Annotated in this window: 22 protein-coding genes; 10 read left to right on the top strand and 12 right to left on the bottom strand. The window is 59.1% G+C overall.

What is annotated here, in order from left to right; translation table 11 throughout:
• The first annotated feature begins 118 nt into the window (after window positions 1–118).
• The gene (gene asnS, locus Q0X23_RS13945) at window positions 119–1,444 is read left to right on the top strand and encodes an asparagine--tRNA ligase (RefSeq protein WP_297860838.1); all 1,326 of its coding nucleotides are present in this window, start codon (window positions 119–121) and stop codon (window positions 1,442–1,444) included.
• Window positions 1,445–2,018: 574 nt separating this feature from the next.
• Here asnS and Q0X23_RS13940 read toward each other — a convergent pair.
• From Q0X23_RS13940 to Q0X23_RS13930, 3 genes are all read right to left on the bottom strand, one after another.
• Window positions 2,019–2,510, bottom strand: coding sequence for a GGDEF domain-containing protein (locus Q0X23_RS13940; protein WP_297861234.1), 492 nt, complete (start codon window positions 2,508–2,510; stop codon window positions 2,019–2,021).
• A gap of 640 nt (window positions 2,511–3,150) precedes the next feature.
• The gene (locus tag Q0X23_RS13935; protein WP_297860837.1) at window positions 3,151–3,906 is read right to left on the bottom strand and encodes a 2-phosphosulfolactate phosphatase; all 756 of its coding nucleotides are present in this window, start codon (window positions 3,904–3,906) and stop codon (window positions 3,151–3,153) included.
• Between the two features lie 579 nt (window positions 3,907–4,485).
• The gene (locus tag Q0X23_RS13930) at window positions 4,486–5,163 is read right to left on the bottom strand and encodes a Crp/Fnr family transcriptional regulator (protein WP_297860836.1); all 678 of its coding nucleotides are present in this window, start codon (window positions 5,161–5,163) and stop codon (window positions 4,486–4,488) included.
• Between the two features lie 18 nt (window positions 5,164–5,181).
• Between Q0X23_RS13930 and Q0X23_RS13925 the strand changes: the two genes are divergently transcribed.
• Window positions 5,182–5,841 (top strand): ABC transporter ATP-binding protein, encoded by a 660-nt coding sequence (locus Q0X23_RS13925; protein WP_297860835.1) that lies wholly within the window; start codon window positions 5,182–5,184, stop codon window positions 5,839–5,841.
• 53 nt (window positions 5,842–5,894) lie between these two features.
• Here the strand turns inward: Q0X23_RS13925 and Q0X23_RS13920 are convergent, their stop codons facing one another.
• Complete coding sequence (locus tag Q0X23_RS13920) at window positions 5,895–6,833, bottom strand: peptidylprolyl isomerase (protein WP_297860834.1); 939 nt, start codon at window positions 6,831–6,833, stop codon at window positions 5,895–5,897.
• A 486-nt stretch (window positions 6,834–7,319) separates the two neighbouring features.
• On the opposite strand from Q0X23_RS13920, the gene Q0X23_RS13915 reads away from it, so the two are divergent.
• Window positions 7,320–8,624 (top strand): NAD(P)/FAD-dependent oxidoreductase, encoded by a 1,305-nt coding sequence (locus tag Q0X23_RS13915; RefSeq protein WP_297860833.1) that lies wholly within the window; start codon window positions 7,320–7,322, stop codon window positions 8,622–8,624.
• Window positions 8,625–8,900: 276 nt separating this feature from the next.
• Here Q0X23_RS13915 and rplL read toward each other — a convergent pair whose 3' ends face one another.
• Window positions 8,901–9,281, bottom strand: coding sequence for a 50S ribosomal protein L7/L12 (gene rplL, locus Q0X23_RS13910; RefSeq protein WP_119341310.1), 381 nt, complete (start codon window positions 9,279–9,281; stop codon window positions 8,901–8,903).
• A gap of 18 nt (window positions 9,282–9,299) precedes the next feature.
• Window positions 9,300–9,824 carry a 50S ribosomal protein L10 gene (gene rplJ / locus Q0X23_RS13905; RefSeq protein ID WP_119341311.1) on the bottom strand — a complete coding sequence of 175 codons (525 nt, stop codon included), beginning with the start codon at window positions 9,822–9,824 and terminating at the stop codon, window positions 9,300–9,302.
• Between the two features lie 516 nt (window positions 9,825–10,340).
• Here rplJ and Q0X23_RS13900 point away from each other — a divergent pair.
• Window positions 10,341–11,060, top strand: coding sequence for a DUF58 domain-containing protein (locus Q0X23_RS13900; RefSeq protein ID WP_297861233.1), 720 nt, complete (start codon window positions 10,341–10,343; stop codon window positions 11,058–11,060).
• A 401-nt stretch (window positions 11,061–11,461) separates the two neighbouring features.
• On the opposite strand, the gene Q0X23_RS13895 is transcribed toward Q0X23_RS13900, so the two are convergent.
• From Q0X23_RS13895 to Q0X23_RS13885, 3 genes are all read right to left on the bottom strand, one after another.
• Entirely contained in the window at window positions 11,462–12,214 is a 753-nt protein-coding gene (locus Q0X23_RS13895; RefSeq protein WP_297860832.1) for a hypothetical protein, read from the bottom strand.
• Between the two features lie 77 nt (window positions 12,215–12,291).
• Window positions 12,292–12,750, bottom strand: a complete 459-nt coding sequence (locus Q0X23_RS13890) for a hypothetical protein (protein WP_297860831.1) — start codon at window positions 12,748–12,750, stop codon at window positions 12,292–12,294.
• Between the two features lie 66 nt (window positions 12,751–12,816).
• Window positions 12,817–14,940 (bottom strand): ATP-dependent helicase, encoded by a 2,124-nt coding sequence (locus tag Q0X23_RS13885; protein WP_297860830.1) that lies wholly within the window; start codon window positions 14,938–14,940, stop codon window positions 12,817–12,819.
• 164 nt (window positions 14,941–15,104) lie between these two features.
• Here Q0X23_RS13885 and Q0X23_RS13880 point away from each other — a divergent pair, with 164 nt between their 5' ends.
• The 6 genes from Q0X23_RS13880 (at window position 15,105) to Q0X23_RS13855 (ending at window position 20,006) form a co-directional block, all read left to right on the top strand.
• The gene (locus Q0X23_RS13880) at window positions 15,105–16,520 is read left to right on the top strand and encodes a phosphoglucomutase/phosphomannomutase family protein (protein WP_297860829.1); all 1,416 of its coding nucleotides are present in this window, start codon (window positions 15,105–15,107) and stop codon (window positions 16,518–16,520) included.
• Window positions 16,521–16,635: 115 nt separating this feature from the next.
• Entirely contained in the window at window positions 16,636–17,211 is a 576-nt protein-coding gene (locus tag Q0X23_RS13875; RefSeq protein WP_297860828.1) for a hypothetical protein, read from the top strand.
• Window positions 17,212–17,336: 125 nt separating this feature from the next.
• Entirely contained in the window at window positions 17,337–17,618 is a 282-nt protein-coding gene (locus Q0X23_RS13870; protein WP_297860827.1) for a hypothetical protein, read from the top strand.
• Between the two features lies 1 nt (window position 17,619).
• Window positions 17,620–18,405: a nitroreductase family protein gene (locus Q0X23_RS13865; RefSeq protein WP_297860826.1), complete on the top strand. Its 786-nt coding sequence runs from the start codon at window positions 17,620–17,622 to the stop codon at window positions 18,403–18,405.
• Window positions 18,406–18,414: 9 nt separating this feature from the next.
• Window positions 18,415–19,476, top strand: a complete 1,062-nt coding sequence (locus Q0X23_RS13860) for a type III polyketide synthase (RefSeq protein WP_297860825.1) — start codon at window positions 18,415–18,417, stop codon at window positions 19,474–19,476.
• Window positions 19,470–20,006: an isoprenylcysteine carboxyl methyltransferase family protein gene (locus tag Q0X23_RS13855; protein WP_297860824.1), complete on the top strand. Its 537-nt coding sequence runs from the start codon at window positions 19,470–19,472 to the stop codon at window positions 20,004–20,006. The genes Q0X23_RS13860 and Q0X23_RS13855 overlap by 7 nt, the downstream gene beginning before the upstream one ends.
• Here Q0X23_RS13855 and cimA read toward each other — a convergent pair.
• From cimA to ilvC, 3 genes are all read right to left on the bottom strand, one after another.
• Entirely contained in the window at window positions 20,003–21,589 is a 1,587-nt protein-coding gene (gene cimA, locus Q0X23_RS13850) for a citramalate synthase (protein WP_297860823.1), read from the bottom strand. The genes Q0X23_RS13855 and cimA overlap by 4 nt on opposite strands.
• 2 nt (window positions 21,590–21,591) lie before the next feature.
• Window positions 21,592–23,151, bottom strand: a complete 1,560-nt coding sequence (locus tag Q0X23_RS13845) for a 2-isopropylmalate synthase (protein WP_297860822.1) — start codon at window positions 23,149–23,151, stop codon at window positions 21,592–21,594.
• A 71-nt stretch (window positions 23,152–23,222) separates the two neighbouring features.
• Window positions 23,223–24,242: a ketol-acid reductoisomerase gene (gene ilvC / locus Q0X23_RS13840; RefSeq protein WP_297860821.1), complete on the bottom strand. Its 1,020-nt coding sequence runs from the start codon at window positions 24,240–24,242 to the stop codon at window positions 23,223–23,225.
• Window positions 24,243–24,301 lie beyond the last annotated feature (59 nt).

The raw sequence follows: 24,301 nt of genomic DNA, 5'->3' as shown, positions 1-24,301 counted from the left end.
TAAAGTAAAACCTCTCCTTCCTCCCCCAACGGGGGAGGCTAGATGGGGGCCCAATCTCACCCAGCCAGTTTGACGCTCGCACCTTTCCCGAATGCGCTTGCATAGGTAGAATCGCCTGGTGCAAAGGGTTTTCATTGAAGAGATTGCCAAATACGAGGGCCAGGAAGTGCTGCTACGCGGCTGGCTCACCTCTCGTCGCTCCAAAGGCAAAATTCATTTTCTTCAACTGCGCGACGGCACCGGCTTCATCCAGGCCACCGCCTTTAAGGGCGAGCTGCCCGACGAGCAGTTCGAGCAGGCCGACCACCTGCCCCAGGAAACCGCCCTGGAGGTAACCGGCCTGGTGCGGGCCGATAGCCGGGCGCCGGGGGGCTATGAGCTGTCGGTACGGGGCCTCAAGGTAGTGGCCCTTCCCAGCAAGGAATACCCCATCACGCCCAAAGAGCATGGAGTGGAGTTCCTGATGGACCACCGCCACCTCTATATACGCCACCGCCGGGCCTGGGCGGTGCTGCGGGTACGCGACGAGCTCGAGCGGGCCATCCACGATTTCTTCCACCAGCGCGGCTTCATCCGGCTCGATACCCCCATCCTGACCCCCAACGCCGTGGAGGGCACCACCGACCTGTTCGAGGTAGATCTATTCGATGGCGAGAAAGCCTACCTCTCCCAGTCGGGCCAGCTATATGCCGAGGCCGGGGCCCTGGCCTTTGGCAAGGTGTATACCTTTGGTCCTACCTTCCGGGCCGAACGCTCTAAAACCCGGCGTCACCTGCTGGAATTCTGGATGATCGAGCCCGAGGTAGCCTTCATGACCCACGAGGAGAATATGCAGCTCCAGGAAGACCTGGTGGCCTATCTGGTGGGGCGCTGCCTGGAAGAGAAAAAGCGCGAGCTGGAGATGCTCGAGCGCGACACCACCGTGCTGCAAACCACTGCCCAGGGACACTACCCCCGCCTTCACTACACCCAGGCCGTGAAAATGGTCAATCAGATTGCCCATGAAAAGCCTGAGCTGCAACTGACGCCCATGCAGTGGGGCGACGACTTCGGCGCACCCCACGAGGCCGCCCTTACCGCACATTTCGACCGCCCCGTCTTTGTGGAGAAGTACCCCGCTGCGGTCAAGGCGTTTTATATGCAACCCGACCCCGAAGACCCGCGCCTGGTGCTAAACGCCGACCTGCTTGCCCCCGAAGGGGTGGGTGAAATTATAGGGGGATCACAACGCATCCATGACCCAGATCTACTACGTCAGAAAATTCGGGAGCATGGGCTACCCGAAGAGGTGTTTGATTGGTACATGGATTTGCGCCTGTTTGGAACCGTACCGCACTCGGGCTTTGGCATTGGCCTCGAGCGCACCGTACGCTGGATTTGTGGCATCGAGCACATCCGCGAGGCCATCCCGTTCCCGCGCATGTACACCCGGATGCGGCCTTAGGGCGGTTGCACAAGACCCGGAGTGGCAAAGGGCGTTTTTTAAGTGGCAAAGGGCGTCTTAAAGGTTATACCAGATTCGGTCAGTTCGTCACTATTAGCTGATTTTACGCGGTTGTGTTTGGTCAGTCCCGCGCAGTAAAAGCTTGATTTAGCTTGCTAAGTGCGCCCACATTAGATTTTTTGTGGTGACGGTCTCGGTGAAAGAAGTGGCCGGTCTTTAAAGCGGCGCAGCTTATGGGCTCCCCTTTTCGGGTAGAGCAAATTCCTAAGGTTGTTGTACTTAGAACTGTGTGTTTATCGAATCAATTCAACCTTGTTGCGATGCCAATCGAACAATCTGTAGATATTTGGGTGAGAGTTTGCGCTTCAAACCTGGCTCGAGATTCTCGAAACAGGGCGTTGGGGAATTCCTGCAATGACAAGATTGGCCTTCAACATAGCATTTCAGACACAATGCGCCAGGCAACTTGAATCCGGTATTACTTTTGCATGTTCTCAGTGTACGGGTATTTCTACGAACGTGTGCTTATCCTAAACCGCTTGCTTTGCCAGAGGACGTACAGCAACCCTTCTTTTCAAGCCTCAAGCTCAACACGGTTGCGCCCCGAAGCTTTTGCACGGTACATGGCAGCATCCGCCCGGTGAACCACCGTATCGCTGCTGTCGCCCTCTCGGTATGTTGCCAGCCCTATGCTGGCACTGACCTCGAACTGTCCTACCAGCTTGGTGCCGGATAGCGAACCAGCAATGCGTTTGGCGAGTTCTTGGGCCTGGTGCGTATTGGTCTTGGGAGCCAGAACCATAAACTCTTCCCCACCCCAACGGGCCAAGCTCTGATCCTGGCGCAAAACCCCCTGCAAAAGCGATGCAACCTCACGCAAGACCTGGTCGCCTACCGAATGTCCATACAAATCGTTGAAGCGCTTGAAGTGATCAAGGTCAATCAGTAGCACCGCGAAGCCCGTTTTCTCGACTCTCGCAACCTCACAGCTTTTCTCGAGTAAGTCCTGCATAAGGCGCCGATTGGCAATCCTGGTAAGAGGATCCGTATGGGCAATCTGGTGCATGTCCATATACTGCTCGCGGTAGCGGGCATAAATGGCCTGTGTGTACAGAAATGCCAGGCTGGCAAAAACACAAAGGCCACCGGGAAAACCACCGGAAACCAAAGGGCTGTGGCACTTAGACCCTCGGTATAAAGTCTACCCGCGAAGGTGAAATCCGAAAACGAAACCAACTGGTAGATGCAGACAATCCCCAGCAAGGATAACTTTACGGTGGTGATGGAGACGCGCCCCAGGCTCAACAAAACCGCCAGCAGCGAAAGGCTTATGCTTATAGCAGGCAAGAACACAAAGTCTACCCAGGTCTCTCCGGTTGACAGGAGTCGCCCAACCAGCGCAGCGACCGCCCCCAGAAGCAGAAGAGGGATATAGAAACCCCGCATCTGGGTTTCTTGTCGCTCGTGATCGGAAATCCATCGAAACATGAATGGTTTATTCTACGGCGAGGGGGTCTTACACTGAGTGCATATCCCTGCTGCCACAGCCCTTGAACAAGATTCAAAACGCTAGCGGCTTCACAAATGTCAAAGTTGTAGTGCTTTTGACAGGTGTTCCCGCTTGCGGTAGGCCGGCATCAGATCACCTCGAGGGCTAAACAGCCTATAAGCTTCACCGAGCGGATTGTCCACTGACCCCGCCTGGTTCAAATGGTCGGGATCTGGCTCTGGCTGCCGTTGGTAGGCCGCTGCGCCCTTTTGAAAATGAGGGCCTCACCCACCCGCCCCTCGAGCACCCCCACCGCTGGGGAAGCGGCAATCTGGGCGCAAAAAGGCACATCGGCTTCCAGCCCCACCTGCCGCAGGGCCTGGGCCGCACCGGAAAGGTGCAAGGGCTCGAGCGGATCGGGATAGGCCCGGCGTGTGGTAAGAGCCGTGAGTGCGCCGTCCTCGAGTTCATAGGATCCCATAATCTGCAAAAACTCAGCCAGGACACCCGCTGTATATACGTCATCCAGGCCAATCCGACCCTCCTTACCCGCGCAGAGAATCGCCACCTCTTCTGTGGCAAGCTGGTGGGCCAGACGAGCAGCAGCATGGGCATTGTAGAGCGAGGCCAGCAAGACATGCTTGGCACTGCGGGCCGCCAGGTGCGCGGTACGGGTGCCGTTGGTCGTGCTCAGCACCACTATTTTACCTCCCACCGGCGCTTCCTTGGCCTCCCTGGGCGAGTTGCCGAAATCGAAACCTGCAGGCTTGAGGCCCCCTTCCTCGCCCGCCAGGACCACATCATCATCCCGAAAGGCTCGAGCACTCTCCAGGCCAGCCGTCAGGTACAAGCTACTGGCACCCGCCTCCAAAAAAGCCGTTGCGGTAGTGGTAGCCCGAATCACATCCACCACCAGCACCACATCCTGGTAGCTCAGGTTGTCCTGGGGAACCAGATCAGCCCGTAAACGCATATCCCTCCCCTGCAATGGGAACATTCTCCCCAAGGCCTCTCATAAACATCCACCAAACTGCCCAGAAGCCAGTGCGTGCTCAGCACTGGCAGCAACCAAACTAAAGGATACTATCTGAGGCATAGATGAGGACGAAGGGAATCATAAAGGATAGACCAGCTTTAATGTAAAGAGTTCTCTGGAGATTTTTTTATCAAAACATAAGAACAAGTTGCCAGAGGGCCGCGTATTTATGGCGGTTTTCGCTACTAGTGGTCTGGCAATCAGGACTTCGGTATCCACAGCAATCCTTCTCAATGAGCCGCAGAGCGCAATTTAGGGCAGTCAGCGTGCTTCAACACGCACCGCAAAATAAGTTACCTGCGCACTAGCTCTACACATGTTATTGGCCCCAGTAGACTGTGGTTTTTTTGCAGAAAAAATCACTCTGATTCAGCATTGATTAGGAAATATCTACCAATACCAATGGTGCATAGCCAAACTCAAACGCCATGGGCTTATCGCAGGCTTGGGCACATGGCAATCCCAAATCTTCGAATCTTCGATCTGCGATTTGAGACCTGAGGCATTCAACATTAGTTACCGCAAGCCGAATAACACTTCTTCCAGACCCGCCGGATCGAGGATTTCCACATAACCCGAACCCACCTTGACCAGTTCTTCTTCGCGCAGGGCATGTAGCACACGGGTCACGGTCTCGCGGCTGGTGCCGGAGAGCTGGGCCAGTTCCTGGTGGGTCAGCTTCATCTTGACCCCGTCGCCGTAGCGTTGCTTGCGTAATTTGGTCAGGGCATAGGCCACCCGACCCCGGGCCTCTTCAAACGAAAGCACTTCGAGCTCGAGGTCGGCCTCGCGCAGGCGTCGTGCCAGAATGGTGGCCAGGTTGTGCAGGATTTCCGGCCACTTGCGCACCAGGCTCCAGTAGGCATCCTGGTACAAGACCAGCAATACCGAATCTACGGTGGTCTCGGCGGAGGCGCTGCGAGGCTGATCGTCTAGCAGGCTCATCTCACCAAACACTTCACCGGGGCCCAGATAGGCAAACATACGCTCACGACCATCGAGATAGGTTCGATAGATGCGCACCTGTCCATTCTGGACAATATACAGGGCAGCCCCCATGTCGCCCGCCTCGAAAATTTGTTTACCCGCAGGATAGTTGCGGGTCACAAAGGCCTCTCGGGCTACCTCGAGCGCCTGGGGTGGCACCCCCTGAAAGAGCGGGGTCTTTGCAAGCACCTGTGTGTCAGCCAACATCAAGTACACTCTACAAGGGTGCGTAACGGTTTGCCAATAGCAGGTAACAGTCCGGTGTTGGAAGTGTTGCAGCTGGGTTTCGGCTATGGCGAGGTCGAGCTGTTCCAGAACCTTAGCTTTGCCATGCATGAGCGCGAGATACGGGTCATCCTGGGACCATCGGGTAGTGGCAAAACCACCTTGCTGCACCTCCTGGCAGGTTTGCTGGCTCTTCAATCGGGAGATGTGCGGTGGCAGGGCGAGAGCATCCGTAACCTGAGCGAAGAAGTGTTGGCACGACGACGGCTACTCTTTACCGGCCTGATCTTTCAACACCACTACCTGCAAGCCGAGCTCACCGCGCTGGAAAACATCCTGGTTCCCGGGTATCTGGCCGACAAGGTAGACCCCGACTGGGGGCTGGAGTTGCTGAATCGGGTAGGGCTGCTAGACCGGGCCCATCTACTCCCCAAGGCCCTCTCGGGAGGGGAACGGCAGCGCATCGCGGTAGCCAGAGCCCTCTACAACCGGCCCAAACTCATATTGGCCGACGAGCCCACCGGCAGCCTGGATCGGCGCAATGCCGAGAAAGTATGGGGGCTGATGCTGAGCCTGGCCCAGGACCTTGGCGCGGCCGTCATCGTGGCTACCCACGACGAGCATCTGGTGCAGGGGCTGCCCGAGCTGCGGCTGGGTTGAAATCGGTATTGTAAGAACCTTCGTCCAGGAGAGGAGTGTATCGGGTTGGATCTTTACCTGGACTGCAGGTTCTCGGGGAACAACTGGGTGGGGGTGCGGCTCACGATGTTGTCCAGCACTTTCTGCAGAGCGGTGTTTTTAACGGCCTGATCCAGTCCGCCCTTGACCTGGTCAAAGGGCTGGAAACCCGCCGCCTCTACTTTGCTGAGCAAGATCACATGAAAGCCAAACTCCGTTTTGACCGGGGTCTTGGAACTTTCACCTGGCTTCAAGGCGGCCAAAGCCAGCTCAAAGGGCGCGACGAAGGTGCCCTTGGGCTCACAGCCCAGATCACCGCCTTCGTTCTTGCTGCCGGGGTCTTGCGAGAGCTCCTGGGCCAGATCGGCAAACTTCTCGCCTTTGCCCAGCCGTGCGATCACCTGATTGGCTTCCTGAACCGTGTTAACCAGAATGTGCGAGGAGCAGTACCGCACCGGCACCGCAAATTGGGGCTTGGAGACCAGATACAGCATCCGTAGGGCAGCGTCGCTGGTCTGCAAGCGCTTGATCAGGTTTTCGAGGTAGGCGTTGTAGGTCAGGGCCTCGTATACCAACTTGCGATAGGCCTCGAGGCCAGGTATACCGGCCTCCTCGAGGGCTTGGTTGAGCTGCTCTTCGTTTTCGAACTGGGACTTTACTTCCTCGATGGCTTCATCGATTGCGGCCTCTTTAGCTGCAAAACCAGCGGTCTCGGCGGCCAGGATAATGGCCTGATCGCGTGCCATCCGCTCCAGATACTGTGGCTTGAACTGAGCAAAGGCTTCCTCGGCCTCGGGGCTGTAGGCCTGGCCGCGTTGCTGCAAGGCATCACGTATAAACAAGCGGAATTGCAGGTCGAACTGGCTCTTGGTAATAGAGGATTTACCCACCTTTGCCACCACCGGGTCGGATTGGGCCATTGCCAGCGAGAAGAGCGCCAGCAGCAACAGGATCAAGACTTGTTTTGGCTTCATTTATTTGCACCTCTTGTGCAGCCCCTCTCCACCAAAACATTCGGCTTTGATTGGTTTCTGGACTGCTTACACGGGGTATGCTAACACGTCCTGGGCCCAACAATCTCATCTGTACTGCATTCTGCTTGCAGGGGTCAGGAATACCGGATTCAAAAAGATAGTCATTCAAACCAAAAAATCCAGAGGCTATCTTTTTGAATCCCAGAGCACTCCTTTCAGTCGGGTTAGTTCGTCACTGAACAGTGACGAACTAACCGAATCTGGTATAAGTCCTGCTTGTTTGGGCGGAAGCTTGGCCGCGATAAGCACTCGGCAAACCCCTGGTTCGTGCACGTCTGAGTAGAATATTCGGGTGATATTGAGTCCTAAAAGCCAAGGTTTTGAAGCATATAAAGAGCCTAGGTTTGGGTTTGCTCGAGCTGCAAAAGCATGCCCCCAAATCCCTTCTTGGAGAAATGGTTTTGGAGAAATGGTTAGGGCTATAGCATGAGCCGAGTCATAGTCATCGGTGGGGGTCTTGCGGGATCAACTGCTGCATATTGGGCGGTGGAAGCCGGGCTCGAGGTCAGCCTCCTCGAGGCCACCCACCACTTCGGAGGCCACACCCGAACTGCAAAACTGGATGCGATAGCGCTGGAGCTAGGCGAGGAGTTTTTCGAGGACACCCCCGACACCCTGCTCAACCTCTGCAGCCTGTTGGGACTAAAGCCACAAGCCCTACCCGACATCCGGCGCGTGGTGCGAAGGGGCGGTCAGGACTGGGTTTTGCCCGCCGGTTTGAACCTGGCTTCGGGTTACGGCTTACACCAAATTGCAGAGCTACCTTTTAGTCGTAGCGCCAAGTGGCGGCTTGGCACGGAGCGCTTTACTCCAACGGCCCAGGTTAAGGACGAGTTGCTCGGAGCCTTCTTTCGCCGCAGGTTGGGCCCCGAAGTCTGGGGGGTGCTGGAGCCTTACCTGAGCGCGACTCTGGGGGGGCCTGCAGAGGACGTATCGGCCCCTGCTGCCTTTGGTCGCCTGGTCGGGCTCGAGCGCAAAGGGGGCCTGCTAGCGGGCAGCCGCCCGCTCACCACCGAGGGCAGATGGCATCTGGTCGAGGGTATGGGGGCCCTGATCGAAGCCTTGAGTAAACACCTGTTGCCAAAAGCCAGGTTGTTGCTCCATCACCAGGTCTGGGCCATCACCCGCGATTCGAGAAGTTGGACGGTGCATACGCAGGGTGGCCAGCTTGAAGCCGAGGCCATCATCATGGCACTTCCGGCCCCACAGGCGGCCAGGGTCTTTCGCCCCTCGGCTCCGCAGATAACTACCCTCCTTAACCATTTTCCTCACCAGCATAGCGCCAAGGTCTATCTGCTCTATCGCCACGATGAGCTGACCGCTGGGCCCGGCGAGTTCTTCTTTGCCCGGGGGGAGGGCTATACCAGCAGCGCCCTCAAGCTAACGCACCCCAACCCGGAGATGACGCTGGCTTTAGTACAGTTTGCCGGGGAAACCGCCCGATCCGCCGACAGCGAGCTTTCCCGCTTGGCCGAACAAGACCTTGCCAAATGCCTGCAAGCCAGGGCCCGTCCGCTGGCGGCCTGGGTATTCCGCCAGCCTTTCTCGAGGCCCCACTTCACCCAGGGCCAGGCCCGCCGTATAGCCGACCTCGAGCAGGAGTTGGTGCACGCCCCGGGTCTTTTCCTCACCGGCAGCTACCTGGCCGGCCCCGGCCTGGCCAACCTGGTAGAGCACAGTCGCCAAACCACCCAGCATGCCCTCGACTTCCTGGCTCTCTCGACCGCCTGAGTGTTTCCAGACTGCCTTTTGATACCAAATCTACATGAACCCCTTGCCTTCTCCCCGGAGGGAGAAGGTGGCGACACCCCGACCGTGCTATTTGCAAACAGCGATAGGAACTCGATTGACTGCACCTGGGGTGTCGCTGGATGAGGGAGTTTAGGATGACCTTCAAAGCTAACTGTCTGGGTAAAGTTGGTATGAATCGTTATACGAGGCATATGAGGGTAGCACAACGACAAGAAGCCCCCAGACCGTAGTCTGGGGGGTTTGTAAACTGCAACTTTACTTCAGTTCGACCTTGGCGCCCGCATCCTCGAGCTGCTTCTTGATCTTCTCGGCTTCGTCTTTGGAAATGCCTTCCTTGACGGTGCCGCCTTGCTCGGCCAGGTCTTTGGCTTCCTTCAGACCCAAACCGGTAATGGCGCGAAGCTCCTTGATGACGTTGAGCTTCTGGGCACCCGCATCCTTGAGCACCACATCGAACTCGGTCTTTTCTTCGGCCGCAGGCGCAGCAGCCCCCGCAGCAGCCCCCGGCATGGCCACGGCCACCGGAGCAGCGGCGGTCACGCCCCACTCTTCCTTCAGTTCGTCAATGAGTTGCTTGAGTTCCAGCACGGTCGCGCCGGAGAGTTGGGATTTGATTGCAGCAATATCGAGAGCCATTTTTTCCTCCTACTGGGCCTAAGCGGCCTCCAGTTTTTGAACCTGGGCATCCAAGATGCCAACCAATTCCTGCGCCTTCGCCCCCAGCACACCCACGAAGTTGGACATCGTAGCGGACAGCACGCCGACCAGTTCGGCCTGCAGTTCCTTCTGGCTGGGCAGGTCGGCCAGGGCCTCTACCTGCTGGCCCGTGAGGGCCTGTCCCGAGAGCACACCCGCCTTGAGGGCGGGAATACCTTTATCGTTCGTCTTGGCGAACTCCTTGAGGGCCTTGGCGGCGCTGGCGGGGTCATTGAAGACTACGACCGCCGAGGGGCCCTTCAAGCCTTCGATGGCCGGCAACCCCAGATCGCTCATGGCTTTGCGGATCAGGGTATTTTTGGCAACGATTATCTCGCCGCCCTTTTCCCGCACCGCCTTGCGGAGCTTTCCAGTGGGGCCCGCCTCGAGCCCTTGGTAGTTCACCAAAAAGAACGAGCCTTCCGCGCCCTTCAAGGTTGCGGTAAGCGCCTCGAGGTTTTCGATGTTGCGCTTGCTAGGCAAAGTTCCTCCTGGCTGGGCTTAGCCATAGGGGCCAGGGCACACCTAAGCCTCTATAACTTGCCCTTGCTTGCTTTTGGGACTAGGGATTTCCCAACGGTTATATGCGAAAAACGCTTCCCTACTAGCGCCTCGGCGACATTATTAAGGCTTAGCCCGTCGCTGTCTTTGGCTGCCCTCGAGGTCGCAAACACGACCCAGAAGGGACACCAGGTGTGGAGTATACAAAACCACTGGGTTCTTGACAAGTCCATGTCTGCAGTGCTATTGCACCGGTAACTTGTCTTAAGGAACGTTTTGAAGCAAGTTGATTGCCCAAAATTGCCATGTGCGGCTCAATGAGAGGGACTGTGGTGCATACCGAGTTCCTGGTTACCAAACCACCAGCACATCCAGGATTACATGCCAGATTCGATTGGTTCGTCACCGAACGGCCACAAACAAACAGCCTTTATGAAGCCGGCATTACCGCCCAAATGCCATAAATGAAGTACAGTGTGGCAAGAGTCTGCGCTTACCATGACCCGCTACCGCATCCGCACCCGACCGACCCAACCCTTTGCCGGTGAGCGCACCCAGACCATACCAGGGCGGGGGCTGGAATTCTATGAGCTTCGCGGCTACGCCCAGGGCGACGAGCCCCGCTTTATTGATTGGCGGGCCTATGCCCGCACGGGTCGGCTCTATACCCGCATCTTCCAGGCCGAAGCTCCGGCCCGCTTCACCTTTTTCTTGGATGGCTCGCCCAGTATGAAGTTGTTGGGAAAACAGGTTTATGCCGAGCGGGTATTGCGTGTACTGGCCGACTGTGCGAAGTCGGAAGGGGCTTTTATGTGGGGCGGCGGCCGTTATCGGGTGCAGCTTGAGTCGGTAGAGCAAGGACCCTCGGTGCTGATGAACTTTCCTCGGCCCAGAGGGGTCACCGTGCTCCTGACCGATGGTCTCGACGAGCTGAACTGGTCGCGTCTTTTGCAAAAACTGCAGCACGTGGTGCTAATACAGGTCATGGCCCCCGAGGAACTCTCACCCGGCTTTACCGAAGCTCTGCTGCAGGATATCGAAGTGGGGAGCCGGATGGAGGTGGGCGAGGCAGAAGTAAAAGGTTATCAAGCAGCACTGGAACGGCATCTTCTACGCCTACGAACCACCGCCCGAAGGTTGGGCAGCTATGCCCTGTTGCGGGTGGGTGACCCTATTGTGCCTGCCCTGCTACGGCAGGGGGTTTTGGAAGAGCGTTAAGTAACTGATACCAAATCCACATGAACCCCTTGCCTTCTCCCCGGAGGGAGAAGGTGGCGGCACCCCGATCGCGCCATTTACAAACAGCGAGAGGAATACGCTTGACTGCACCTGGGGTGTCGCCGGATGAGGGAGCTTGGGACGACCCTTCAAGCCAACTGTCCAAGTAATGTTGGTATGACTGCTTTTGGCAGGTCAAAGCTGTGACAAATGGAGGGGTGCAAAGCATTACCTTCACTACCAACGGAGCACAACAACGTTAGGAATTTGCTCTACCCGAAAAGGGGAGCCCATAAGCTGCGCCGCTTTAAAGACCGGCCACTTCTTTCACCGAGACCGTCACCACAAAAATCTAATGCGGGCGCACTAATCAGGGCAAAGATGGCAAAACCCTGGGCTGCTTAGACCACAAAAGTTTCGGGAGGCAGGGCGTACCCCAGCGCTTCAAACAGAGCAGCCAGATGAAACTTCTGGAACTCTTCTGGGGGAACGTACTCCCCAATCAGGCGCAAGGCCTCCGAGGGCAGCGGTTTGAGGGCAATCACGCAGTGGTAGGGCTGGAGCAGGGCCAGCGGCAAATTTCCACCAGCATACAGAATCAAGTCGGCCTGGCGGGCCACCACCGTGGCCTGCACCTCCGCAGCCGCCACTACCCCTCGCTGGGGAAGGGGTAGAAGCTCCAAAAAGCTCTCGCCCTCGGGAAAGCTCCGGCTCAATACCGAGACCTTGGTCAGGCCGCGCAGGCCCTGGGCCAGTTCGGGGCGGATGGGGCCCAGCCAGAGAGCCCTATCGCCAAAGGCATAACGGCGGATCAGGTGGACCAGGGCGATGGGCTCCTGGTAAAACCCCCGGGTTCCGGTCGCTTCAGGCAGAACCAGATCGACCCGGCGGGCCTGCAGGGCCTCGGGCTCCTGGTGCTGCACGGCGTCCAGGGCCAGGGCCTGTAGACCGGGGTCTTCCAGTACCGCGCCCCGAAAGCCAAGCGGCTGGAGGGCCATGAGGGCGGCCTCGAGGCTTACTGCAGGCTGACTGGCATAGACAAACAGCGGCAAATTATGGTGTAGCGAAGCCGTCAAGAGCGCCTGATACCAACGGCTCTGACCTTGGTGCAAAACAACCAGGGGGCGGGTCGCGGCGTAGTCGCGGGAATGCATCCCCCCTAATCTACAACGCTCAAAGACAATAAGGCGTCTCTCGCTATCGGCTATGGGCTATCAGCTATCGGCCTATTTCAAAACCCTTCCACAATAAAACCTACCGTGAAGCGCTGAAAGCTCTCCGAGCCGATGACCTGGCTGACCTCGAGGTAGGGCCGGTAACCCCGGTCGGGCAACTGAATTCCCACCGAGAAAATGGCATAAAACCGCTCACCAAAGCGCAACCGCAGTTCGTTTTGTGCGGTGTAGCCGGTGATACCCACCGCCAGGCCCCCGGCCAGATAAGGCCGCACCAGCAAGAAAAAAGGCAAGGGATATACCACCTCGCCGCTCAGGTAGAGGCCCCCCGGAGAACCAATTACCACCTGAGAACGAAAGTCTATGGGAAAGCCATCCAGATAAAGCCCCAGATGACCCATAAAATTACCATTAGGACCGTTGCGCACCGAAAAGCCAATATCGGCCCCACTGGCTAAGGCCATACCGAACAACAAAACAAATACCGCACCCAAACGCACCGCTTGCTTTTTCATATCCTCACCCTACTCGGCAAAGTGCGGTTTAGACGAAGGAAAACTAAAGCGCAGCTTAGATAGACTTCATCCATCGAGCCTTTCCAGTCCGGCAAACTTCACCGCTAACTTTTTCAGGCCCAATCCGGGGAACATCACCGTGACCTCGCCGCCCATGGCGGCCACCACCGTGCCGCTACCAAACTTGGGGTGCCTGACCTTTTCCCCTCCTTTGAACTCGGCGAGTTGTGTTTTAGGCCTGGGCTCGGGTCGGCTGTAGGACAGCACCGGCACGGCACTATCGCCAAAAGCCCCCACCTCCTTGAGCAAATCCGGCGGAATATCCTCTATGAAGCGGCTTGGGCGGGTGAACTCGCGCTTGCCGTAGGTTTCGCGCTCTTCGGCGTAGGAAAGATACAGCCTGTCCTGCGCCCGGGTAATGCCCACATAAAAGAGGCGCCGCTCTTCTTCCAGATCTTCCAGGCGGTTCAGGCTGTTGCGGTGGGGGAGCAGGTTTTCCTCCAGGCCGACTAAAAACACCGTGGGGAACTCGAGGCCCTTGGCGTTGTGCAGGGTCATGAGGGTCACGGCCTCTTCCGGAACATCCCCCTGGGGTTCTTCGGCCTTGGCCGTGAGGGCCACCGAGTCAAGGAAGTCCGCGAGGCTACCGCCTTCCTCTTCCTCCCAGTCGCGCGCCGCGCGCAACAGCTCCTCCACGTTTTGCAGGCGCTCTTCCCCATCTTGCTCCTGCTTCAGGGCATCTCGATAGCCCGTTTCGTCCAGTACGCGCTCAAAAAAAGCGGTGGGCCCGGTCTCGAAAGCTGCTTCCATCAGTTCATCCAGAAGCTGCACGAAAGCCCGCACCTGCTGGGGACGGCTGATCACCTGTTCGGCCGCGCGAAATGCCTCAATAACCGGGGTACCGGTCTTCTGGGCATGCTCGACCAGCCTGGCCACTGTGGTCGCCCCAATGCCCCGGGGCGGGGTGTTCACAATGCGGCGCAGGTTAATAGAATCGGCAGGGTTGATGGCCACACGCCCATAGGCCAGCAGGTCCTTAATTTCCCGGCGCTCGTAAAACCCCACCGCCCCCACCAGCCGCACCGGCACGCCCGCCCGCCGAAGGTGCTCTTCCAGCAGGCGCGACTGGGCGTTGGTTCGGTAGAGCACAGCAACCTGCGGATAATGCCCCAGCTTGAGGATTTCCCGCGCCACGAAAGCAGCCTCCTCCCGGGCGTTGGGGGCACGGTAGAGGCGCACCGGCTCACCGCCCTCTTTAGTGGGGCGCAGGATTTTTTCCAGCCGCAGGGCATTTTTTTCAATAACGGCGTTGGCTACCCGCAGGATGGCGCTGCTGGAGCGGTAGTTTTCCTCCAGGCGAATGACCCGGGCCCCGGGATAGTCTTTGGTGAAGTCGAGGATGTTGTTGATATCGGCGTTTCTAAAGCCATAGATGCTCTGATCAGGGTCGCCCACCACCATCAGATTGGGTTTTTCACCGGCCAGCAAGCGGGTTAGCACGTACTGCACGGGGTTGGTGTCCTGGTACTCATCCACGTGAATAAAACGGGCCCGCTGGCGTACCTTGTGTAAGACCTCGGGGTGCTGCTTGAAAAGCTCGATGCTGAGGAGCAAAAGATCGTTGAAGTCCACCGCCCCCTGCATCCGCAGGCTGCTCTGGTACTTGCGGTAGACCTCGGCCGCGAGGTCCTTGGGCACCCCCCCGATAAAGTCGGGTGCCTCGCGCATAAACTCCACCAGGCCATCGCCGCGGTTTTTGATGCGATCGATCATGGCCCGAAAGGGGCCGGGTTTGGCCTCGAGCTCGAGTTCTTTCAGAATCTCCTTCAAGAGTGTGTTCTGGTCGTCATCATCGTAGATGACAAACCCCGGCTTGAGGCCCACAAACTCACCATAGGCGCGTAAGATTCGTACCGCCGCCGAGTGGAAGGTGGAAACCCAGAGGTCTTTGGCCGCGGGCCCCACCATCCTTTCCAGCCGCTCCTTCATCTCGCCGGCGGCTTTGTTGGTAAAGGTCACGGCCAGTATTTCGGCCGGATACACCCGCCGCTCGCGCAGCAAATAGGCAATCCGGTGCACCACCGTGCGGGTCTTGCCCGAACCAGCCCCGGCCACCACCAGCGCCGGGCCTTCGAAGTGCTTGACGGCCTCCTGTTGGGAGGGGTTAAGGGAAGAAAGGAGGTCGGACATAAAGCTTCAGAAGTCTATCACCACCGCCGTGATGGGGGGTGAGCGGGATAGCAATGCCTGCTCAAATCCGCAAGCCCAGCACAGAGCAGACTTAGAGCGACTCGAGTTCGCTGTCCCCCTGTGCCCTCTTCCCCACCCCCCTGTATAGTGTTGCAGGTATGGATATGGCAGATGAAATCGCCAGTAATCAGTCCAGCTCAGGCATCAAGTTTGGCACCGACGGCTGGCGGGCCATTATTGCCGACCAGTTCACCTTCGACAATGTGGCCCGGGTGGCCCAGGCCTGCGCCGAATATCTGCTGGAGCAGCAGGGCAAGAAAGTGGTAGTTGGCTACGACACCCGCTTCATGGCAGGCAAGTTTGCCCGTCGGGCCGCCGAGGTGTTGGCTGCCAATGGGCTGGAAGTACACCTTTCCAGGTCCTATGTCCCCACCCCGGTACTGTCTTTTGCTGTAAAGCACCTGCAAGCCGATGGGGGGGTGATGATCACTGCAAGCCACAACCCCCCGGAGTACCTGGGCTTCAAAATCAAGGGTTCCTACGGGGGCTCGGCCACCCCGGATATCGTTGCTGCGGTGGAGGCCAGGCTGGGTCAACCGCCCAGGACCGGTAGCGGAACCATTCATCCCCTGGATGTGCGCAAAGCCTACTACGACTTCCTGGTCAGCGAGCTGGACATGGAGGCCCTGCGGGCCTACGAGGGGGTCATGTACCACGACAGCCTTGGAGGGGCCGGCGCGGGCTGGCTGGCTGGGTTTATCAAACACACGGGGTTGAAGCTGGATTTGCGTGAGTTACACGCCGTACCTGACCCCATGTTCTACGGCGTTCACCCCGAGCCCATTCCCCAGAACCAGTTCACCATCATGACCGTGCTCAAGGCCGAGCAAGACCCCACTTTTGCCGTCATCAACGATGGCGATGCAGACCGAATTGGGGCTGTGCTGGCCGGAGGAAGCAACTTCAACAGCCATCAGATTTTTGCTGTGCTGCTCAAACACCTGCACAGCAAAGGACTAAAGGGGCGGGTGGTCAAGACCTTTTCAACCTCGCAGATTGTAGACAAGCTCGCGCACAGGCTGGGCCTGGAGTTGGTGGTCACGCCCATTGGGTTCAAGTACATCACCGATGAAATGCTAAAAGGCGGGGTCTTGATAGGGGGTGAGGAGTCGGGCGGTATCGGCGTGGCGGGCCACATCCCCGAGCGCGATGGACTGCTCAACGCTTTGCTGCTTCTGGAGTCGGTGGTTCGAACGGGCAAAAGCCTGGGACAGCAGTTTGCTGAAATTGAAGCCGAGGTAGGCTTCAGGCACGCCTACGACCGGATAGATTTGCAACTGCCTTCGATGGAGCATATCCAGGCTGTGATGGCCCGGGTGCAAACGCCCGAGACCATTGCCGGACAGCAGGTGCGTGGTACCGAGCATCTGGACGGAATCAAGTGGCTTTTTGGCGAAGTGGGTTGGCTGCTCTTTAGAGCTTCCGGCACCGAGCCGGTGCTACGGATCTACTGTGAGGCCCCGGACGACAAGACTGTAAAAGCGGTTCTGGCCGAGGCCAAGAAGCTGGTAAGCCTGTAACATTCTGGCTTATCCGTTGTGCCATATGGTAGGGTAGAACATTCGCATCAACAGCCGATACCTGGATTTTCTCAGATATTTATAGGATAAGCTGGCGTCTTAAAGGGATGAGGCTATGTTGCAGCGGGTCGTGCTGGTGGGTCTAATGGCAATCGGGGCATGGGGACTAAGTGCTCAAGTGGCTGAACGGCGCATGGATGCCCAGGGTGGGGCTCTTGCCCTCCCTGGGGTTGAGGTGCGGATTCCGCCGGGTGCGCTGGTCTCTTCGGTTCGTTTTCGCCTCGAGCGCCTTCAGGCCGTGCCCACTTCCCCACCCCAGAATGAGGTATTTTTTATTCAAACTCTGCCCGAGCGCGAAGTGGTAGGAATTTATCGGCTTTCCTCCAGTGCAACTACCTTCCTGAAGCCCATCGAGGTAGAGATACGGGTCAACCCGCCTTATCGCCCGGGCAACCGGATTATCAAAAGTGTGATCTACACCTGGGATGGACAGGGTTATGTGAGCACCCAGGTGCCCAGCACGCGCGAAACCCACACCCTGAGCCGCCTGGAGCTGGGTTTGGGAGCCGGGGCGGGGGGCTATCCGGCGGGTCTGGTGCTGGTGGTGCTGCGGGCCCCAGAAGAAAACCTGCGGCGGGAGTGCCAGGCCCGGGGAGGCCGCTGGACGGGCTCGAGCTGTGAACGAAGGTAGCCATGGCCCGCCTTTCTTTCTGAAGGACTGGCGACAGACAGATGTGATCGCGGCCCTCACCGTGAGGGGTTGCGACCATCTGGCAGCATGCACACCACCGTGAGCATGGCGATATGCTAAGGCCAATGTCCCCTTTTCTAGCAGTGGGTTTTGGCCTGTATGTGCTCAACATGCTGGTAGGGCTGGCCGCACAGTTTCGGCTGGGCCACTTTGGCATCTGGCACCACGGGCTTTATCTGGTGGTTTTTATCTGTGCCGTCCTGGCGATGGTTTTTGCCAGGGAATGGTGGCTTTTGCTTACTGTGGGATGCTTGGCTCTGTTTCCCAAGGCCCGGCCCCGCACCTGGCTTCATCCCACACTGGGCATGGTAGGGTTGGTGGGATACTTGTTGGCAGTGAGGGGTTGATATGGAGTTTCTAGAAGTAATCCGAAAACGTAAAACCACCAATGGCCCCTTTCTGGACAAGCCTGTATCCAAGGATCATCAGCATTTGCTGATGGAAGCCGCCAGCCGAGCGCCCAGCCACTTTAACTCCCAGCCCTGGCGCTTCATTTTGATTGAAGACAAAGCCAAGCGGGAGAAAATTGCCGAGATTGGTGGGCGCACCATGCAGCAACTGATTACGGACGGCAAGTTTTTTGAACGCTACCGCCCCTACTTTCGTTTCAGCGAAAAAGAGATGGACGAACGGCGCGACGGCATTCTGATCGACCAGTTACCGGGCCCCCTGCGCCCTTTTACCCGTCAGATCATGAGTCCCTCTGCTCTGGGGCTACTACGGGCCTTGCGGGTTCCGCAAACCCTGGGCGAGGACAACCGCAAGCTGGTCGCGGGCTCGCCGCTCTTGCTCGCGGCACTGCTGGACAAGCAGGAATATCGACCCGGCGAGCTTTCGGGCTTCTACAGCGTGCTGGGTTTGGGCATGGCCATCGAGAACATCTGGCTGACCACGGTGGAGCTGGGCATGGGCATTCAGTTTGTGTCCACACCTATGGAAATCCCTGAGGCCTGGCAGGAGCTAAAAAAGCTGCTGGAAGTGCCCCCGCACCTGGAGCTCATGGCCGTCTATCGGCTGGGTTACGTACCTCCTGAAAAACCTCGTCCCCGCATTGACTGGAAGTCCGATCACCGCAAGCGCCTCTCGCAGTTTGTATTCCGCGATTCTTGTAGCACCCCCGAAAGCGATGCCTGAGGTTTTACGATGCGTCCCAGAATTCTCAGCATTGCAACGGCCAACCCGCCCCACCGGGTAGGTCAGCCTGAGGTACGTGACCTGGTGCGGATCATGTTTAGCCGCCTGGCAGGCCTCGAGCGTCTGATTACCGTGTTTGAAAACACCGGAATCGAGTCTCGTCATATCGCCGCGCCGCTGGAATGGTTCACCGAGCCCCATAGCTTTGCCGAAAAAAACCAGTTGTGGTTCGAGACTGCCCTGGACCTTTGCGAAACGGCCTGCCGCACAGCCCTCGAGCAGGCCACCATTGCCCCCCACCAGGTAGGGGCCTTGGTTCTTGTAACCACCACCGGCATTGCCACCCCCAGCCTCGAGGCCCACCTGATACAGCGCCTGGGCCTTCCGCTTTCGGCGGTTCGCCTGCCCATCTGGGGGCTGGGCTGCGCGGGGGGTGCCGCTGGGCTGGCCCGGGCCGCCGAGCTGGCGCAAGGCCGTCCCGACCAGCACGTGCTGATGGTCGCAGTCGAGCTGTGCAGCCTGACCTTTGTGCGGGGCGACCTGAGCAAGAGCAACCTGGTCGCCACCAGTCTGTTTGCCGATGGGGCCGCCGCAGTGGTGCTGGGACAGCCCACCGCTACCGGCCCCTCCACCGGCCCGGCAGTGTTGGGGGGGTTTAGCCGCTTGTTGCCCAGCAGTTTCGATGTGATGGGTTGGGACGTGATACCCGATGGCCTGCAAGTGCGCTTTGCCCAGAGTATTCCAGCCCTGGTCGAAGGCGAGCTGGGCAACCTGATCCGCGATGGGCTGGCGAGCTATGGGCTATCCGCAAAAGACGTGGACACCTGGTCGCTCCACCCCGGAGGTGCCAAGGTACTCTCAGCCTACCGAAGCGGGATGGGGGTGGATGAAAAGAGCCTCGAGGCCTCCTATTGCGTGCTCAAAAAGTTTGGCAATATGTCGAGCCCCACCGTGCTTTTTGTGCTGGCCCGCCAGATGTACCAGCTCGAGCGCCCCGCACCGGGTAGTAAAGGGGTGCTGCTGGCCCTGGGGCCCGGCTTTGCCGCCGAAGGGGTGGTGTTGCAGTGGTAGCGGTCTGGGTGGCGCTGGCTTTCGTGGCCCTGCAGCGCCTGCTGGAACTGCGCCTGGCCCAGGCCAACCTGCGCTGGGCGCTTTCACAAGGCGGCCAGGAATATGGGCGGGAACACTACCCACTATTTTTTCTGCTCCACATCGGCTGGATGCTGGGGTGGCTGCTCGAGGGCCTGGCCGGCAACCGACTCTCCCCCCTCTGGTGGCTCTGGCTCACGGTGTTTGTGCTGGCCCAGGGCCTGCGCTACTGGGCCATCCGCAGCCTGGGCCGGTACTGGAATACCCGCATCGTCATCGTGCCGGGGGCCCAAAGGATTGAGGCCGGCCCCTACCGTTACCTCCGGCACCCCAACTACCTGGCGGTGGCGCTGGAACTGCTCTCCTTACCCCTGGTTTTCAACGCCTGGATAACGGCCCTGGTGGCTTCCCTGCTGAACGCCATGCTGCTGCTGCTCGTTCGAATTCCCACCGAGGAGCGAGCCCTGAAGGCATACAGCAACGCCCTGAACCCCGAGCAAAGCAAAGCCTAGTCCTGCGGGATAGGCTGGCTTTTGAGCAGGGCGTAGGCGTAGCCATCGGTCAGGGCTTTGAGGGAGGCCTCCAGGTTGTTCTTGCTGGCCCCCACGGTGCTCCAGCGCTCGCCGGCCCGGTGCATCTCGATCATGACGCGCACCCCCGAGGCTGTACCCGCCTCCTGACCGGACAAAATGCGCACCTTGTAATCGGACAACTCAATCTCGGCAATCTCGGGGTAGAAGGCCTCGATGGCCTTGCGGAAGGCTTTGTCTAGGGCCGAGACCGGCCCGTGCTGGCTTTCAGCAGCCGTGTGCTGGAGGGTCTCGCCCACCTTGACCCGCACGGTAGCCTCGGCCCAGGTGGGGGTCTCGGGGTCGGCATCGGCCACATGCACAAAGACTGTGAAACCTTCCACGCTAAAAGGCATCTGGCCCCCCCGCAGGCGGTGGGCCAGAAGGTAGAAGCTGGCCTCGGCCCCTTCAAAGGAATAGCCGGCGTGCTCGAGCTGCTTTACCTCGTCCAACAAGGCCCCGGCCATCTCCTTGGGCACGCTGACCCCCGACTCGGCCAGCTTGGCCAGCAGGTTGGAGCGGCCCGACAAATCCGAAACCAGCACCCGGCGGCTATTGCCCACGGCTTCGGGCGGCACGTGCTCATAGGTACGGGGGTCTTTGAGCACCGCCGAGACGTGAATACCCCCTTTGTGGGCAAAGGCCGCGTCGCCGACATAAGGCGCCCGCAGGTTGGGGGCCAGGTTGGCTCGCTCGTCCACGAAGTGCGAGACCTCACGCAGTTCGGTAAGTTTGGCAGGCGTGAGGCCCTTGAGCGCCAGGCCGTACTTTAGCATCAGGTTGGGGATGGCGCTGGTAAGGTTCAGGTTGCCGCAGCGCTCGCCGTAGCCGTTGATGGTGCCCTGCACATGGGTGGCCCCGGCCCGCACCGCAGCCAGGGCGTTGGCGACCGCAAGCTCGCTGTCGTTGTGGGGATGGATGCCGATGATAACCTCAGGGAAGGCTTCTCGGACAACCTGGGTAATCTCGTAGACCTCTTCGGGCAGGCTGCCCCCGTTGGTGTCGCACAGGCACAGGGTATCGGCCCCGCCCCGCACGGCGGCCTCGAGGGTCTTCAGGGCGTAGCCCCGGTTGGCCTTGAAGCCGTCGAAGAAGTGCTCGGCGTCGTGGATGACCCGCTTGCCCTCCTCCACCAGGTAGCGGTAGGTCTCTTCGATCATGCGGAGGTTTTCTTCCAGCGTGACCTCGAGGGCATGGGTCACGTGAAAGTCCCAGCTCTTGGCCACCACCGTGACCACCGGGGTAGCTGCCTCCAGCATGGCCTGCACCGAGGGGTCGTCCTGGGGCCTGACTCCTTTGCGCCGGGTCGAACCAAAAGCACAAAGCTGGCTATACCCCAGATCCACCCCCTTCATGCGGGCAAAAAACTCGGCGTCCTTGGGGTTGCTGCCCGGCCAGCCGCCCTCGATAATGGGCACCCCGAAAGCCGCCAGCCGCCTGGCGATGGCGATTTTATCGTCGCTCGAGAGGTTGACCGCCTCGCCCTGGGTGCCGTCGCGGAGGGTGGTGTCGAGGATTTCGATCATCGCTATTTCCCCAGACCCGAGCGCTGCACCTCTTCCAGCGAGCGGGGATGCCGCGCGGCCTGCCCGGCGGCCAGCTTATTGGCCGCATCCAGGTAAGCCCGTGCCGAAGCCTCGATAATGTCGGGCGAGATACCGTGGCCGGTGGCCATCACCTCACCGAGCTTAAGTCTGACCGTCACCTCGCCCAAAGCCTCGGTGCTGCCCGTCACCGACTCCACCCGGTACAGGTCCAGCTCGGGCTTCAAACCAATGGCCTCGGAGAGGGCCTTGTAGACCGCATCTACCGGGCCGTCGCCAATGGCGGTAGTGGTCACGACGCCCTTGGGGGTCTCGAGGCTCACTGTAGCGGTGGGCAGCATACCGTAGCCGGAGAAAAACTGGAGCTTCTCGAGGTTGAACAGGTGCGGGGTCGAAGCCGATTCGCTTTCCACCAGGGCCCGCAGTTCTTCGGTCTCGATGGGGCCTTTGCGTTCTACGATCTCGCGGAAGCGGGCAAAAATGGTGCCAATCTCGGCATCGTCCAGCTTGTAGCCCAGGTCGGCCAGGGCCTTCTTAACCGCGGCCCGCCCGGAGTGCTTACCCAGCACTAGCACCGCTGCCTGGCGGCCTACCAGCTCGGCGTTCATGATCTCGTAGGTCTCTTTGTTCTTGATAACCCCGTCCTGATGGATGCCCGACTCGTGGGCAAAAGCGTTGTCCCCCACGATGGCCTTGTTGGGCTGCACCAGCATGCCGGTGTAGCGCTCCACCATCCGGCTCATGCGGTAAAGTTCGCGGGTATTGATGCGGGTATGGGCCTGGTAGTGGTCGCGACGCACATACAGTGCCATGACCACTTCCTCCAGAGCTGTGTTGCCCGCCCGCTCGCCGATGCCGTTGATGGTACATTCGATCTGGGTGGCGCCGTTCTCCACTGCAGCCAGGCTGTTGGCCGTGGCCATGCCCAGGTCGTCGTGGCAGTGGGCCGAGATATGCACATCCCGCCCGCGTACCACCTCTTTGTAGATGCGCCCAATCAAGGCTCCGTACTCCTGGGGGGTGCCGTAGCCAGTGGTATCGGGGATGTTGATGGTGGTGGCCCCGGCGTTGATAGCGGTCTCGTAGAGCTTCATGACGAAATCGAAGTCGGCCCGCATCACGTCCTGGGCGCTAAATTCCACATCGTCGGTGAACTGCCGGGCGTAGCGCACCATGGCATCGGAGATTTCCAGAATCTCCTCGGGGGTTTTGCGGAGCATGTACTCCAGGTGCACCTTTGAAGCGCTGGTAAAGACGTGAATCCGCTTTTTCTCCGCTTTCTCCAGCGCCGCCGCAGCCCGTTCAATGTCGAGCTTGTGGGTACGGGCCAGCCCACAGATGACCGGCCCCTTGACCTCGGCCGCAATGCGCGAGACACACTCGAATTCGCTGGCCCCGTTGACCGGAAAGCCCGCTTCAATGATGTCCACATTCAGCCGGGCCAACCCCTGGGCAATTTCCAGCTTTTGCTGAAGCGAAAGGGCTACCCCCGGGCTTTGTTCGCCGTCGCGCAGGGTGGTATCGAAAATTCGGATGTGCCGCATAGAAACCTCCGGTTTCGCCGATAGCCGATAGCGCTTTGCAGTTGGGCCGCAGGGCTACCAGCTACAGGCTATTAGCTGCTAACCTCTTCCTTGCTGAAGCGAGACTTGAGGAAGGGCATCATGGCCCTGAGCTTGGGGCCGACCTGCTCGATGGGGTGGTCTTTCCAGTAGTTGCGGTTGGCGTTCAGGGTGGGCTGGCCGACCACGTTCTCGAGCATCCACTCCCGAGCAAACTCGCCCTGCTGAATCTGGCGCAGCACCTCGCGCATGCGGGCCTTGGTCTCCTCGCGGTGGATGACCTGGGGACCCCGAGTATAGTCGCCGTACTCGGCGGTGTTGGAGATGCTGTAGCGCATCCCGGCAAAACCCGACTCGTAAATCAGATCCACAATCAGCTTCACCTCGTGCAGACACTCGAAGTAGGCCATCTCGGGGGGGTAGCCGGCCTCCACCAGGGTCTCGAAGCCCGCCGCAATGAGCTGGGTGAGCCCGCCACATAGCACAGTCTGCTCGCCAAAAAGGTCGGTCTCGGTCTCGTCCTTGAAGGTCGTGGCAATGGTGCCAGCCCGGGTGCCGCCGTTGGCCTTGGCGTAGGCCAGGGCAGTGGGGAAAGCCGAGCCCGAGGCATCCTGGTAGACCGCGACCAGCGAGGGCACCCCCGAGCCTTTCTCGTACTCCGAGCGCACCAGGTGGCCGGGGCCTTTGGGGGCCACCATCCAGACGTCCAGGTCGCGGCGCGGTTTGATCTGGCCGAAGTGAATGTTGAAGCCGTGGGCAAAAGCGATAGCGGCCCCTTCCTTCAGGTTGGGCTCCACCTCGGCTTTGTACACCGCTCCTTGGGTCTCATCGGGGAGCAAAATCATCACCACATCAGCTTTTTTAACCGCCTCGGCCACCGGCAGTACCTCGAGGCCCGCCTTGCGTACCTTCTCCTCGTTGCGGCTGCCGGGCCGGAGCCCCACCACTACCTTAATGCCGGAGTCGCGCAGGTTGAGGGCATGGGCATGGCCCTGCGAGCCAAAGCCCAGAATGGCCACCGTCTTGTCCTTGATAAAGCCGATATCTGCATCCTGGTCGTAATAGATTTTCATTCTGTTCTCCTCATCGAAGGCCGAAGGCGAATCCTTCGACATCTTCACACAAAAGAAAA

The sequence above is a fragment of the Meiothermus sp. genome (assembly GCF_026004115.1).
Taxonomy (GTDB): Bacteria; Deinococcota; Deinococci; order Deinococcales; family Thermaceae; genus Meiothermus.
The sequence above is the reverse complement of the archived record's forward strand: the minus strand, read 5'-3'. Positions and strand labels throughout refer to the sequence as shown.